The following is a 14,540-nucleotide window of genomic DNA, read 5'->3' as shown; positions in this document are numbered from 1 at the left end:
GCAAACGACGAAGAGGGGTTTCCCTCTTCCAAATTGGATGGGCAATTTTCTTGGCTGAATTTATTTACCAAATGATCAAAGCGCGTAAAGCGCACGGCGACAAAGTGATTCTTGACGACGTAACACTTGCGTTTTATCCGGGTGCAAAAATCGGAGTTGTTGGACCAAACGGTGCCGGTAAATCCTCTGTTCTAAAAATCATGGCTGGTTTGGACAATCCTTCGAACGGAGAGGCTCGGCTGGCGCCGGATGCGACCGTTGGTATCTTGATGCAGGAGCCGGCCTTAAACGAAGAGAAGACAGTGCTTGGAAACGTACAGGAAGCCGCTGCCGAAACCATCGCTCAGATTGAGCGATTTAATGAAATTAGCGCGGAGCTTGCCAGCCCAGACGCCGACTACGACACTCTTTTGGCGGAGATGGGAACACTTCAGGAGCAGATAGACGCTTCAGACGGCTGGGATCTTGAGAATCAACTAGAGCAGGCCATGGATGCGCTGCGATGCCCACCCGGGGATACGCCGGTAACCAACCTCTCGGGTGGCGAAAGGCGAAGGGTTGCTTTGTGCAAGCTTTTGCTGCAAAAGCCGGACTTGCTGCTACTTGATGAGCCGACGAACCACTTGGACGCTGAGAGTGTTTTGTGGCTCGAACAGCACCTCGCGCAATACGCGGGTGCGGTGCTCGCGGTCACACACGATAGATATTTTCTAGACAACGTGGCCCAGTGGATTCTTGAGCTGGACCGCGGGCGCGCTTACCCATATGAGGGTAATTATTCGACGTATCTGGAAAAGAAGCAGGAACGGTTGCAGGTTGCTGGCAAGAAGGACGCCAAATTGTCAAAGCGCCTCGCCGACGAGCTCGAGTGGGTCAGATCAAGCCCCAAGGCCAAGCAGACGAAGTCGAAGGCCAGGCTTTCAAGGTATGAGGAAATGGCCGCGGAGGCGGACAAAACCAGAAAGCTAGATTTCGAGGAAATCCAAATTCCGCCGGGGCCAAGGCTTGGGGACATAGTTATAGAGTCCAAGAAGATCTCCAAGGGGTTTGAGGACAGACCACTTTTCAGCGACTTGAGTTTTACCCTGCCCCGAAATGGAATAGTTGGAATTATCGGCCCGAACGGTGTCGGTAAGTCAACTTTGTTTAAGTGCATAACTGGCATGCATCAGATTGACACTGGGGATCTCAAGATTGGCGAGACCGTTTCGATCAGCTACGTAGACCAGTCTCGAGAAGGTATCGATCCGAATAAGTCACTCTGGGAAGTTGTATCCGGAGGGCTGGATTACATTCGGGTTGGACAAGTTGAAATGCCATCCAGGGCCTATGTTGCAGCTTTTGGGTTCAAGGGCGCCGACCAACAAAAGAAAGCCGGAGTCCTCTCGGGTGGCGAAAGAAATCGACTGAATCTGGCTTTGACCCTCAAAAAGGGCGGAAATCTCCTGCTACTTGACGAGCCCACAAATGACCTCGATGTTGAAACCTTGTCGTCTTTGGAAAATGCGCTTCTAGAATTCCCTGGTTGCGCCGTGGTGATCACTCACGATCGCTGGTTCCTTGATCGGGTGGCCACGCACATTTTGGCTCACGAGGGGACAGACGAAAAGCCAGATAATTGGCACTGGTTCGAGGGAAACTTCGACTCATACGAGGAAAACAAGATCAAGCGACTGGGCCCGGACGCTGCTAAGCCTCACCGATCCACTTATCGCAGGCTTACTAGAGACTAGGAAAGCTCTGGAATTCTCAGCATTCCTTCTTGCGCGACGGATGCAACTAGGCTCCCGCTTCTGTTGAAGATTTGCCCGAGTGCTAGCCCGCGGCTGTTTTGCGCAGCGGGGGAGTGCTGAACATACAGCAGCCAGTCACTGAAGTCTGGCTTTTCATGAAACCACATTGCATGATCCAGGCTTGCTGAGCTAAGACCCTTGTGCGCCCAGCTAAGGCCGTGGCGCCTCATTATTGACTCCAGTATCGAGTAGTCGCTTGCGTAAGCCAGGCTCGCCACTTCTATGGCTTCGTCAGCGGGCAGCTCCGTTATGGGCTTGAACCAGACACACTGCTTCGCGGACTGCTCTTTAGCTGCAGATAGATAGATGGGTTCGTCGGTGTGCCGAAGGTCAAACGGCCGCGCCTTGGCCCAGTAATTGGTTATCGGGTGATCAAAGTTGGAAAGAATTGAAGCTGCGGAAGGAAGATTCTCCGGTTCGGGCAGGTTTTCGGGCATGGCGTCCGAGTGGGTCATACCGCCACTTGAATCCTGGAAAGACGCAATCATTGAAAATATGGCCTTACCTTCTTGGCTGGCCTGAACACGCCGAGCGGAAAAGCTGCGACCATCTCGAAGGATGTCAACTTCAAACTCAATTGGCTTGGCCACGTCCCCCGGGCGCAAGAAGTAGCTGTGGAGGCTGTGGACTGGACGCCCCGGCTCAAGCGTCCTAGTGGCAGCGACTAGGGACTGCGATAAAACTTGTCCGCCAAAAACCCTGCCATGTGGCATCCACTGGGTTTGACCGAGGAAAGTAGTGGGGCTCTGCTGTTCAAGGTCCAAGATTCGAACTAAATCCGCCACTGGGTCCTGTGGAATAACTGAATCTTGCATAAAAACCTTCTCTCATTGACTAGTTTAGGAGTTGATCATGGATAAAAATCTCTCCTTTCAGGACCCGAATGACCTTGTCGATCTCGCAGGTTATCTAAAAAGGGCATTGCGCTTGGACAGCACCGGCGCAGTAAGGCTGCGGGCTTTTGGTTCTGTGTTGGCGGTTTACGTCAGTCCTATTTATGCCGGATCTTTGTTGGGTGACGGGCTCACGGTCATTGGGCTCAGGACCCTCAACCTCACTTCCGAAAACGAGCTTGACTCGCTTTTTACAATCGAAGACTTACTGGCAGCGGTGGAGAAGAGCATCGAGAACGACGAGCTGGTTTTGGTGCCACCTAGGACTGCCGCCAGGGTTGGCTGGGCCGGCATTTCTCCGCCACGCCAAGGCTGGGTGCGTGCTGGCGAAGTTGAACAAGAGAAAATTTCTGCTTGGGCAAAAGAAGGCATCGCCGCCGTGGCCGAAGCGCTTCCTGAGAGCATCGGAAGCGCTATTGCCGCGAGAGTAAGGCTTCAAATCTGGGGTAAAGCAGTAGGAATTGAGCACAACTTTCCAGCGGGCTCAGCCTTTGCCATGGCTGGGTTGGGATTCATGCAAAAAGGTATTCCTGTAAAGGTATACAGGGCCCATGGCTGGATTCGTCTAAGTAGCGACTTTGGTCACGTGATAGCGAAGGAAAGCTTCAGGTTTTCCTAGTCCTCGAAGGTGTTTAGCATCGAGTGAGCGGCCCGCTCCAAATAGTCCCAGAGCTCATCTCTATCCAGCTCAGAAATCGAGAGCGACTTCACTGCGCTTTCCATATGCATTAGCCAGGCCTGTTTTGCAGCGGGGTTTATCTTGAAACCGTTGTGACGCATTCTCAGCCTCGGGTGACCTCGGGTCTCTTGATAGGTGGTTGGGCCTCCCCAGTACTGCTCCAAAAATAATTGCAACCTGATCCGCGCAGGCTCCAGGTCTTCCTCCGGATACATGGGTTTAAGTATTGGATCGGCTGCGACCCCTTTGTAGAAGGTGCGAGTGAGCTCTTCAAAGACCGGCTGTCCGCCAACTCGCTGATAGAAATCTTGCAATTACTTCGCCAGGTTTATCTTGCTTGCACGAAGTAGGCCGATGTTTTGCTTGTCAAAGGCTTGCTTGCATCGCTTTCTGAGCTCTCTTGAAACCGCCCACTGACGATTAGGAAGAGTCCTTATTGAAACTCGGATGACAAACTGCTCACCGGAAATGTGTTGCATTCCCCACATGTCGGCATCCGCAATCATGTCTCTGCTCCACTCTTTAGACTTGCGCATTTCATCAGCGGTGGTTTGTATGATGTCCTGAACTTGATCGACATCATTGTCGTACGCAAATGGGAAGTCCAACAGAGCAGCTGCCCACTCCTGTGAGGCGTTACCCACCTGAATGATCTCGCCATTCCGAACAAACCAAAGCGTCCCGTGAATGTCTCGAACTTCGGTAACCCTCAGGCCCACACGCTCCACTTCTCCGGATACATCGCCAATTTCGACCCAGTCACCGACTCCATACTGGTCTTCGAACACTATAAATATTCCGGAGAGAATGTCCTTCACTAACGACTGGGCACCGAAGCCAATAGCGGCACCTAAAACGGTCGATACGGCAATTAATGCCCCTACGTTAATTCCAAGTTCGCTAAGAATCATCACTAGCGCGGTGATAGCGATTGCCCAGGTCGTGAAGTTATCGAGGACGGTAGCGATGGTTCTAGTTCGCTGCGTGAGTCGTTGTTCCACCATCAGGTCGTCCAGGCGATCATTCTTCTTTACGCGCTGAACCCCCGAGATAATCGTTCTGACAATTCTCTTCGATGCCACCTTCAGCAGCACACGCAGCACGACAGCTGCCGTGAGAATAATCACGATGGATACCAGAGTGGACCATTCGGACATGAATTCGGTAAAGGTCATTTAGTTCTCCTCTTGGTCTTTGGCTTGGGCTTTTAATCCACGTTCCAGACCAGCCAGATTCTCCACCAAGGTCCTTCTAAAAGCAGGCTTTGACTTGGCGAAGCTTGAATCAATGAGTTCTTTGGTCTTGTCGGCGAGGCTTTTATTTGCCAGGGCGATTGGGTAGAGGTTGGTCAATAAGTAAGACGCGATTTGGTAACTGCGCTCCTCCCAGATCCGTTGGGCTATCAACATATATTTGTCAGCGTATATTTCGAGCAATTTGGTGTCAGAGACCCGCCCAAAACTGGAAGAGGCGGAGCTAATCAGCGTGTTCGAGTACTCGGTGCGGTCTGTCAGCTCTGTCCAAGCTTCTAGCTTCGCCTCTGGAGTTGAGATTGCTGCTAACGCTGCGGCGGCAAACTTCTTGCCGTTTGCCGTGTTGTCCTTGGTTAGTTCAGTCGCTATTCGGTCTTGGTCGGCGCGATTGCCGACCGCAAGTCCGAGCAGAATCTCCCATCGCAAGTCTCCGTTAACTATTAGGCCTGTGAGCGCTTTTTGGCCGGATACTAGACCTTCTAACCAGTCGAGTTGTTTAGAGTCGGTTGCGAACTGAGCGACGAATTTCGCAAACTGCAGCTGGTTATCGCTCCCGGCCTCTGCGGTCTCTGCCAGCGAGATGAGCGAGTCAGCTATGTGCTCAACTGTTTCTGCTCGTTTATCTTCCGACACGTATAGCGTTGCTGTTGTTACTAGTTGGCGTAGCAGTGTTGTGACGGTCGTGGACTCAGTTTCACTGCCAATGTGGTCCAGCACCAACTGAATGAAATCTCTCGGCTTCGCCTCGGCGTCTCTGGTAGTGTCCCAAGCCGCCGACCAAATCATGGTTCTTGCAAGCGAGTCAGAGATCCCAGATAAGTTCTCGAGTGCTACGGCCCATGAGCCGTCGTCCAGTCGAATTTTGGCGTAGGCAAGGTCCTTGTCATTTATTAATATCAGGTCCGGCTTTATTTCACCCAGTAACTGTGAAACGGATGTTACGGGACCCGCAACATCGATTTCAATCTCGCCATTACGCTCAAGTCGACCACCGACAAGCTGAAACATTCCGACACCCAATCGGTGAGGACGAAGGTATGGGAAGTCATCAATCGCCGTTTGAACAATGTCAAACTTGGTAAACCTGCCATCTTTATCAACTTCGATGTCGGGACGAAGAGTGTTCACACCGGCAGTTTCGAGCCAAAGCGATGACCATTCTGCTAAGTCGCGGCCGCTCTCGGCCTCGAGCTCAACGAGCAGGTCCTTTAATTCGGTGTTTTTCCACTGGTGTTTTTTGAAGTAGTTACCGACACCACGCATGAATGAGTCTTGACCGACCCATGCGACGAGCTGCTTTAGAACCGAGGCTCCCTTTGCGTACGTGATGCCATCAAAATTCACTTGAACGTCCTCGAGATCGTTTATCTCGGCGACGATCGGGTGAGTGGAGGGTAGCTGGTCCTGTCGATATGCCCAGCTTTTTTCGAGGGACGCAAAAGTGGTCCAGGCTTCCGTCCACTCGGTTGCCTCTGCGGTCGCGAGGGTAGAAACATATTCGGCGAAGCTCTCGTTTAGCCACAGATCGTTCCACCAGACCATGGTCACTAGGTCTCCGAACCACATGTGGGCAAGCTCGTGCAAAATTGTGACTACCCGTCGTTCTTTGACTGCGTCAGTCACAGCGGATCTAAAAATGTAGCTCTCCGTGAAAGTAACTGCGCCGGCATTCTCCATTGCTCCTGCATTGAAATCTGGCACCCAAAGCTGGTCGTACTTGTCAAACGGGTAAGGGTAATCAAAAAGGTTCTCGAAGTAAGTGAAGCCGGCCTTGGTCTTGTCGAAGATGTAGTCTGGATCCATAAATGTTGCCAGTGAACCTCGGCAGAATACTCCAAGTGGAATCACCTGTCCGTTCGATGAAACTAGTTCGTCGCGCCAGACCGTGTATGGTCCCGCTACTAAGGCCGTGATGTAGCTGGAAATTCTTGGGGTCGGTGCGAAGTCCCAACGGGCCAGTCCTTCACCAATTGGTACTGGTTCCGGAGTGGTGGAGTTTGAAATCATTTGCCAGTTTTGGCTACCAGTGACCCTGAATTCAAAACTAGCTTTTAGGTCTGGCTGCTCGAATACTGCAAACATGCGACGAGAGTCAGGCACCTCAAATTGGGTGTAGAAATAAACCTCGTCGTCCACTGGATCGACGAATCGGTGCAAGCCTTCGCCGCTGTTGGAGAAGGTTCCGTGAGCTTTTACTGTGAGAAGGTTTTCGTGTTTTAGGTTCGGCAACTTGATTCTGGTGCCATCGGAATACTTAGAGGGATCGAGGTTCTGTCCATTTAGCTCTATTGATTCAACAGATGCTGTAATCGCATCGATAAATGTTTCTTCGCCTTCTTCGCTGCAACTAAATCGCACGATAGAAACGTAGGAAAAGACCTTCGCATCCTCTGTCAAATTGACTTCAACGATGTAAGAATCAACATCGAGTATTTTAGATCTTGCTTGCGCTTCTAGGCGAGTGAGATTTTCCCCTGGCATTTTTTCTCCATTAAGTCTTTGTTTCTAAACAGCCTAGATGCTTTTTTACCTCAGACTCTGGGCAATAATTGAATTATGAATCAGTTCCTTCAGGCGGCGGCAACACCCGAGACCTCGGCACAGCTCGCTGAGATTGGTGCGGCCCTGTTGGTTCTTGGTCTGGTGGCTTTTTTGGCCAACAAGATGAAGTTCTCGGTAGTGCCCCTTTATTTGATGATAGGACTTGCTCTTGGCAATGGAGGGTTCATCCCTCTTTCGCTAAGCGAAGAGTTTTTAGTCACCGGCGCTCAAATCGGCGCGATCATGCTCCTGTTGCTCTTGGGTCTTGAGTATTCGGCGTATGACTTGGCTAAGTCATTTAAAGAGCGCAAAAGTGCCGGTGTGATCGACGTTATCGCGAATGCCACCCCGGGTTTCTTGATCGGCTTCTTATTGGGATGGGGGATTCCTGGAGCATTAGCCCTCGCCGGAATTACGTATGTGTCCTCCTCGGGTATTGCAGCTCAGCTAATTAAGGAAATGGGCTTTAGGAAGTCGGAAGTTTCCAAGCGCGCCATCGGTGTATTGGTTTTTGAGGACTTGGCTCTGGCTCCCTACCTGCCACTGCTTTCCGCAGTTATTACTGGGGTCAGCGTCTGGAACGGCTTACTAACCGTCGGACTAGCCCTGGCTATCACCGGCTTGGTGATTCTCGTGAGCTTCAAGGGCTCCTCTAGATTTCAAAAGTTTCTCGACCCGAACGAGCCTGGTGGGTTGTTGCTCACGGTTTTCGGCACGGCACTTTTGGCGGCGGGCTTGGCCGATCTTGTGGGCTTTTCGGGAGTTGTAGCCGCCTTCTTGATCGGCCTGCTGTTGACCGGTGAAGTAGCGGAGGCAGCAAGATCGAGGCTGATGCCGCTTAGGGATATTTTCGCAGCAATTTTCTTTCTGTTTTTTGGCATAACCATCGACCCGGCGGAGCTGCCAGCAGTGCTGCCACTTGCATTGGTGTTAACGGCCGTTGGAGTAGCGGGTAAGTACGCTGTTGGATGGTGGGTGACGCGCGATCTGACGGATCGGTTGGCGGTATGGCGCACAACTGCGTTCCTAATCCCGCGCGGTGAGTTCTCAATCGTGATAGCCGCTCTCGCGGCACCAGCGGTACTGAGCGTTAATCTTCAAGCGCTCACTCTTGCGTACGTCATTCTTACCGCGTTCACTGCGTCCATGATTTTGCGGCTTACTCGTCCCAAGCTAAATGCCAAGTTGGGCAAGAAGTAAATTGAGAAACATGAGCTCTACACGATTGGCAATTTATCTATTAGCCCCGGTTCTAACAGTTGCTTTTCTTGTCGGAAGTTTTTCCCTGGGGTCGGCCGGATTACTCCCGGACCCCGTCGCAATCCACTGGGGGGTCAGCGGACAAGCGGATCAATTTTTGGACCTGAACAGCTATTTGTGGTTAGTCACGATTAGTTTTCTGTCCTATTTATCTGGTCTTGTTGCACTCGAGGCCTCCGGCGATACGGCAAAGTTACTAAAGCCTCTGATGAAGTCGCTCTTGGTGGGTCTGTTTTTCTTCATTCTTGTGGTTGTGACCACTACCACTTTGCTCCAGGCGGGCCTAGATACCGACGAAAGCCTGTTTATTGGTCAGTGGTTTCTCTTGGTTCTTATTCCAACTGCGATCATGGTTTGGTTGTTCTCGGCTAAGCCCAGTTTGAGAGTTCGTGAAAACCTAGACATTAGTCTTAGAGGGTTAGTTCTTTTGACCGTGCCACTGAGCGCCATCGAGTCAGTCAGCCGGATAAACGTTCAAGCAAGAGACTATGGCGGCTGGGGCTTGCGCTACTCGTCTAACACCCTTGCTTTTATTCCAAGTTCGGGAGCTGCGGTTTTGATAAAGCTCGACTGGGGAGAGGCTATTGCGGTGAGAATGCAGAGCCCAGAAGACTTTATTGCCAGTTACCAATTAGAGACAGCGGGATAGCATGAAAATACACATAGCAACCGACCACGCCGGCATGGAGCTGAGCGGGTTTTTAGTCGATTCACTGACTGAACTTGGCCACGAAGTTGTCGATCACGGGCCCAAGGTTTACGACGCTTTGGATGATTACCCGGGGTTTTGTATCCAAGCCGCTTTAGCGGTTGCCAAAGACCGAGTCTCCGGTGAAGAGGCTCTTGGAATCGTACTTGGCGGCAGTGGAAACGGTGAACAAATGGCTGCTAATAAAGTAAAGGGCATTCGCGCAGCACTTATTTGGAACCCAGAGACCGCGGAGCTTGCCAGGGACCATAATGACGCCAATGTTGCGGCAATTGGCGCCAGGCAGCATGACAACATCGAAGTTCTTGAGCTAATAAAGATATTCATCACTCAGCCATTCTCAAATGATGAGCGCCACCTGCGACGGATTGGCAAACTGATGCAGTTTGAAAACACCGGAGAGGTTACTTACTAATCCGATGCCAGAGGGACATACCGTTCACCGAACAGCAAAACATTTTTCTAAACATTTCCTAGGAAAACAGGTCGAGCTGACCTCTCCGCAAGGGCGCTTTACTGACTCGAAACTAGTATCTGGTCAAGCTCTTTTGACCAGCGAGGCTTTTGGCAAGCAGCTTTATCTCGGCTTTGAGACTGCGACAGTGAGAATTCACCTGGGTATTTACGGCAAGTGGCGTTTTCGAGGCTTTGAGGACACCCCTCCCGAACCAGTAGGGCAGGTCCGAGCGAGATTTCTGAGCGGCGAACAGGTTGCAGACGTCGTGGGCCCGACATCGTGCGAGGTACTTGATGCACTTCAGGTAACGGCAAAACAATCGAAGCTAGGACCAGATCCCTTGCGAATAGACCCGGGTGACCACGAGCTACAGCGCTTTCTAACAAGAGTGGCAAGCAGCAAAGTTGTAATTGGGCAATTGCTAATGGATCAAAGCGTAATTGCTGGGGTCGGCAACGTTTATCGAGCGGAGTTGCTTTTTCGCGCTGGCCTAAACCCATATACCCCTGGGCATCTGATTGCATCCGAAGTGATTGCAGGGATTTGGTTTGATGCCGTGATGCTAATGAGAATTGGCGTCAAGACCGGAATCATGTTGACAAGAGACGGGTATCTAAAAGGACGACCCACGATCTTAGATCGGTATTCTGCTTATAAGCGCGAAGGCTTACCCTGTAGAAATTGCTTGAATCCTATTTCGATTCAGGTTCTCAATAGCAGGAAGCTCTACTGGTGTTCTAGTTGCCAAAGTGCATGAAGGCCGATCCTATGAGCGTCGTTGCTTGGAGCGAGTGACGGGAATCGAACCCGCGTCATCAGTTTGGAAAACTGAGGCTCTACCATTGAGCTACACTCGCGCGTCTTTGTTAGACGAGACATCATTCTATGGGGTAGAGTGGTCGAGTTCGTGGCCATTGGTCAAGAATGTTCGGGATGTAGCGCAGCTTGGTAGCGCATCTGTTTTGGGAACAGAGGGTCGCAGGTTCAAATCCTGTCATCCCGACAAATTGCTTGAAGAAAAACCCCAACCATGGAGATAAGTTGAAGACGACCGTTGAAAAACTGAGCCCGACCCGAGTAAAACTGACCATCGAAGTTGATCAGGCGGGGTTCAAGCCCACACTAGACAAGGCCTACAAGTCAGTCGCTACCCAGGTCAACATCCCGGGTTTCCGCAAGGGTAAGGTTCCTTCCTCTGTTTTGGATCAGCGCGTGGGTAAGGATTCGATCATTGCTCAGGCCATCAACGATGGCATGGACAGCTTTTACCGAGAAGCACTCGTAGCTGAAAAGCTAAAGCCACTCGGAACCCCTGAAGCGGATGTCAGCTCAGCGCCGACCGCTGCTGAGATGGGCAAACCCCTAATTATTTCTCTAGAGGTTGAAGTTCGCCCAGAGTTCAAGCTTCCTAGCTACAAAAACATTGCGGTGACTGTTGAACCCGTCAAGGTTGCCAAAATGGACATCGAGACCGAGTTAGATGCGCTTCGCGCCCGGTTTGGGACCCTAAAGACAGTAGATAGGCCAGCTAAGACTGGAGACTTCACCACAGTAGACCTAACGGCGACGATGGACGGTAAGGACATCGACACTGCTCAGGACATTTCCTACGAAATCGGTTCCGGGCAGCTGCTTGACGGTATCGACGAGGCCCTAGAGACCCTCACGGCTGGCGAGACCACAACCTTTAGTTCAAAGCTTGTGGGCGGAGAAATGGCGGGACAGGCGGCCGAAGTATCCGTTACCCTAAAGGCCGTAAAAGAGCGCGAACTTCCAAAAGCGGATGACGACTTTGCGCAGCTGGCCAGTGAGTTTGACACGTTAGCCGAACTTAAGAAGGACCTAGAAACCAAGCTTGCCGAGCAGCTTGGTCGCAAGCAAGTGCTACAAGCTAGGGACAAAATTGTTGAGGAACTTGTAGCTAAAGCCAAGATTCCGGTGTCCGATGTTGCTGTAAAGAAGGAAGTTGACTCTCACCTTGAAGGCGAAGGTCGTCTAGAGGACGAGGTTCACCGTAAGGAAGTCACCGCAGACTCTGAAAAAGGCTTCAAGACTCAGTTGCTACTAGATGCCATTGTCGATGCCGAGGAAATCAAGATTGAGGACCAGGAATTGATTGAGTACTTGGCGTTCACTTCCAGGAATTACCAGATGGAACCTAACCAGTTCATCGAACAGGTCGCTAGTTCTGGACAAGTCGCTTTCTACGCTGATGAGCTAAAAAGGCGCAAGGCCGTGGACTTCTTGGTTGCACAGGCTGACATTACTGACACCAAGGGTGCAAAAGTTACCTACGAGGTCTAACGCCTAAGGCGAACAAGGGCACGCTGTTACAACTTTGCTGGTTATCGTAGACATAACGTAGCTAAAGGAGATTTTAATGGCAATGCCCCAAATGGAGCGAACAGGTGTTTTTGACAGACTACTGAAAGACCGCATTGTGTGGTTGGGTAGTGAAGTTAGGGACGAGAACGCTAACGAGATTTGCGCCAAAATTCTGCTACTAGCAGCAGAGGATTCCGAAAAAGACATCTTCTTGTACATCAATTCTCCGGGCGGATCAATCACCGCAGGCATGGCCATCTACGACACCATGCAGTACGTTCCAAACGACATTGTCACGGTCGGCATTGGAATGGCTGCGTCTATGGGTCAGTTCCTGCTCTCTTCTGGCGCGAAGGGTAAGAGGTATGCCACTCCGAACACCAGGGTTTTGCTTCACCAGCCAGCTGGAGGCTTCGGAGGAACCGCCTCGGACATTCAGACTCAGGCAGAGCTAATCATGTCAATGAAGCGACAGCTTGCAGCCATCACTGCGCAACAAACCGGAAAAACCGTCGAACAGGTAATGCTCGATGGAGACCGCGATCGATGGTTCACAGCCGCGGAAGCTCTCGAGTACGGGTTTATTGATCAAATACAAGAATTTGCTAGTCGCTCAACCGGCGTTGGAAAGGCCTAATTATGAGTTTCATCGAGACATCCCAGGGCCGCGTCGCTGCACCCAGTGCCAGGTACATTCTTCCTGAGTTTGAAGAGCGAACATCCTACGGAATAAAGCGTCACAATCCATACACAAAGTTATTTGAGGACCGCATTGTGTTCTTGGGTGTTCAAGTTGACGACGCTTCCGCCGACGATATTATGGCGCAGCTTTTGGTTCTTGAGTCCCAAGACCCAGATCGGGACATCACCCTTTACATCAACTCTCCTGGTGGCTCTTTCACAGCGTTGACAGCTATTTACGACACCATGCAGTACATAAAGCCGCAGATTCAAACAGTTTGCTTGGGTCAGGCTGCCTCCGCTGCAGCTGTTCTGCTTGCTGCCGGTGCCAAAGGCAAGCGTCTCGCCTTGCCCAACGCCCGAATTCTGATCCACCAGCCTTCTTCTGGAGGCGGGGGACAGGGTCAAGCTTCTGACATTGAGATTCAAGCCAAAGAAATCATGCGCATGCGAGACTGGCTCGAATTTACATTGAGCCATCACTCCGGAAAGAGTTTGGAGCAGGTCAATAAAGATATCGACCGCGACAAGATCTTGACCGCCCAAGAGGCAATGGAGTACGGCTTGATAGATCAGGTGCTGACTTCCAGAAAGCTCTAGTGCTCTTTGGCGAGTGGCGCGGCGAAAAAAGTCGGCCATTCGCTATAGGGTTTTGTCATGACACTATCTGAGACCAGTGAGCTCCTGAAGTGCACATTTTGTGCCAAGAGCCAGAAGCAAGTGCGCAAATTAATTGCTGGCCCGGCTGTGTACATTTGCGACGAGTGCATTGAGCTCTGCAACGAAATCATTGAAGAGGAACTGGGTCAGAGTGTCTCCAAGGACTTGGAGTCAATGGAGCTCCCAAACCCCAAGGAAATCAAGGGCTTTCTGGATGAATACGTCATCGGTCAAGATGGAGCCAAGAAGCAGCTGGCGGTGGCGGTCTATAACCACTACAAGCGAATCAGATCAACTGGCACACTAACTGCCGCGGGCAAGCCGCACGATGACATAGAAATTGCCAAGTCCAACATTCTTATGATTGGTCCAACTGGTTGCGGAAAAACTTACCTTGCACAGACTCTTGCGAAGCGTCTGAACGTCCCGTTTGCGGTTGCTGATGCTACTGCGCTCACCGAGGCGGGCTACGTGGGCGAGGATGTAGAGAACATTTTATTGAAGCTGCTCCAGGCTGCGGACAACGATCCCAAGCGGGCTGAAACTGGAATTATTTACATTGACGAAATTGATAAAATTTCAAGAAAATCTGAGAATCCATCCATCACTCGAGACGTTTCGGGAGAGGGTGTCCAGCAGGCCTTGCTGAAAATTCTTGAGGGTACAGTCGCTTCTATCCCGCCCCAGGGCGGCAGGAAGCACCCGCAGCAGGAGTTTATCCAGCTCGATACCACCAACGTGCTATTTATTGTCGCGGGAGCTTTTTCCGGCCTCGAGACAATAGTTTCGGAGCGAACTGGCAAGAAGGGTATTGGCTTTGGTGCCGAGCTAAAACAGAAGAACGATGGTGTGGACATTTATAGGCAGGTTCAGCCAGAAGACCTTCGTAAATTTGGACTAATCCCAGAATTTATTGGCAGGCTCCCAGTAATTGCGACCGTGGAGGAGCTTGACAAGTCTGCCCTCATCAAAATTCTTACCGAACCAAAGAACGCGCTAATAAAGCAGTACCAGCGCATGTTCGAAATTGATGGGTTCGACCTTGAATTCGAGGCCGGTGCTATTGAGCACATTGCTGAGTCCGCGCTTGAGCGCCAGACTGGTGCCAGGGGTCTGAGGGCAATTCTGGAAGAGCTGCTCGGTCCGATAATGTACGAGCTTCCCGGTAGCGACAGCACTGGCATCGTCATGATCACTGAAGAAGTTGCCAAGACTGGATCAATCCCGGAAATACAACCACACCGCAAGCCACTTCAAGACAAGTCCGCTTAGCGAACACGCACCACTCC

The 14,540-nt window shown here is 51.3% G+C and carries 14 protein-coding genes and 2 tRNA genes; 11 read left to right on the top strand and 5 right to left on the bottom strand.

The genetic code is table 11. The annotated features are described in order from the left end of the window. The first annotated feature begins 50 nt into the window (after positions 1-50). Positions 51-1,733, top strand: coding sequence for an energy-dependent translational throttle protein EttA (ettA, locus tag ABXT50_RS04220; RefSeq protein ID WP_415273650.1), 1,683 nt, complete (start codon positions 51-53; stop codon positions 1,731-1,733). On the opposite strand, the gene ABXT50_RS04215 is transcribed toward ettA, so the two are convergent. Then, the gene (locus tag ABXT50_RS04215) at positions 1,730-2,608 is read right to left on the bottom strand and encodes an acyl-CoA thioesterase (protein WP_415273649.1); all 879 of its coding nucleotides are present in this window, start codon (positions 2,606-2,608) and stop codon (positions 1,730-1,732) included. The two genes, ettA and ABXT50_RS04215, sit on opposite strands and share 4 nt — an antisense overlap. A gap of 37 nt (positions 2,609-2,645) precedes the next feature. Between ABXT50_RS04215 and ABXT50_RS04210 the strand changes: the two genes are divergently transcribed. Next, complete coding sequence (locus ABXT50_RS04210; protein WP_415273648.1) at positions 2,646-3,305, top strand: hypothetical protein; 660 nt, start codon at positions 2,646-2,648, stop codon at positions 3,303-3,305. Here ABXT50_RS04210 and ABXT50_RS04205 read toward each other — a convergent pair. From ABXT50_RS04205 to pepN, 3 genes are read right to left on the bottom strand one after another with little or no spacing between them, the layout of a single operon-like run. Then, positions 3,302-3,679: a globin gene (locus tag ABXT50_RS04205; protein WP_415273647.1), complete on the bottom strand. Its 378-nt coding sequence runs from the start codon at positions 3,677-3,679 to the stop codon at positions 3,302-3,304. The two genes, ABXT50_RS04210 and ABXT50_RS04205, sit on opposite strands and share 4 nt — an antisense overlap. Next, positions 3,680-4,540: a mechanosensitive ion channel family protein gene (locus tag ABXT50_RS04200; protein ID WP_415273646.1), complete on the bottom strand. Its 861-nt coding sequence runs from the start codon at positions 4,538-4,540 to the stop codon at positions 3,680-3,682. Further along, positions 4,541-7,099, bottom strand: a complete 2,559-nt coding sequence (gene pepN / locus ABXT50_RS04195) for an aminopeptidase N (RefSeq protein WP_415273645.1) — start codon at positions 7,097-7,099, stop codon at positions 4,541-4,543. Between the two features lie 75 nt (positions 7,100-7,174). Between pepN and ABXT50_RS04190 the strand changes: the two genes are divergently transcribed. The 4 genes from ABXT50_RS04190 to ABXT50_RS04175 are packed head-to-tail and all read left to right on the top strand — an operon-like array spanning position 7,175 to position 10,342. Then, on the top strand, positions 7,175-8,359 hold the full coding sequence (locus tag ABXT50_RS04190; RefSeq protein WP_415273644.1) for a cation:proton antiporter: 1,185 nt from the start codon (positions 7,175-7,177) through the stop codon (positions 8,357-8,359). Between the two features lie 10 nt (positions 8,360-8,369). Next, on the top strand, positions 8,370-9,068 hold the full coding sequence (locus ABXT50_RS04185) for a hypothetical protein (RefSeq protein WP_415273643.1): 699 nt from the start codon (positions 8,370-8,372) through the stop codon (positions 9,066-9,068). Position 9,069: 1 nt separating this feature from the next. Next, positions 9,070-9,543: a ribose-5-phosphate isomerase gene (locus tag ABXT50_RS04180; RefSeq protein ID WP_415273642.1), complete on the top strand. Its 474-nt coding sequence runs from the start codon at positions 9,070-9,072 to the stop codon at positions 9,541-9,543. 4 nt (positions 9,544-9,547) lie between these two features. After that, positions 9,548-10,342 (top strand): Fpg/Nei family DNA glycosylase, encoded by a 795-nt coding sequence (locus tag ABXT50_RS04175; RefSeq protein ID WP_415273641.1) that lies wholly within the window; start codon positions 9,548-9,550, stop codon positions 10,340-10,342. Between the two features lie 26 nt (positions 10,343-10,368). Here the strand turns inward: ABXT50_RS04175 and ABXT50_RS04170 are convergent. Then, positions 10,369-10,442, bottom strand: a tRNA-Gly gene (locus ABXT50_RS04170). A 72-nt stretch (positions 10,443-10,514) separates the two neighbouring features. Between ABXT50_RS04170 and ABXT50_RS04165 the strand changes: the two genes are divergently transcribed. From ABXT50_RS04165 to clpX, 5 genes are all read left to right on the top strand, one after another. Then, positions 10,515-10,588, top strand: a tRNA-Pro gene (locus tag ABXT50_RS04165). Positions 10,589-10,626: 38 nt separating this feature from the next. Continuing rightward, a complete protein-coding gene (gene tig / locus ABXT50_RS04160; protein ID WP_415273640.1) occupies positions 10,627-11,889 on the top strand; it encodes a trigger factor in 1,263 nt (420 codons plus the stop codon). Positions 11,890-11,965: 76 nt separating this feature from the next. Beyond that, positions 11,966-12,547, top strand: a complete 582-nt coding sequence (locus ABXT50_RS04155; protein ID WP_415273639.1) for an ATP-dependent Clp protease proteolytic subunit — start codon at positions 11,966-11,968, stop codon at positions 12,545-12,547. A 2-nt stretch (positions 12,548-12,549) separates the two neighbouring features. Continuing rightward, positions 12,550-13,191, top strand: coding sequence for an ATP-dependent Clp protease proteolytic subunit (locus ABXT50_RS04150; protein WP_415273638.1), 642 nt, complete (start codon positions 12,550-12,552; stop codon positions 13,189-13,191). 57 nt (positions 13,192-13,248) lie between these two features. Beyond that, positions 13,249-14,523: an ATP-dependent Clp protease ATP-binding subunit ClpX gene (gene clpX, locus ABXT50_RS04145; RefSeq protein WP_415273637.1), complete on the top strand. Its 1,275-nt coding sequence runs from the start codon at positions 13,249-13,251 to the stop codon at positions 14,521-14,523. Positions 14,524-14,540: the final 17 nt, after the last annotated feature.

This window comes from Aquiluna sp. Uisw_065 (assembly GCF_047731275.1).
Lineage (GTDB): Bacteria > Actinomycetota > Actinomycetes > Actinomycetales > Microbacteriaceae > Aquiluna.
This window is presented reverse-complemented; position numbering and strand designations above follow the sequence as displayed.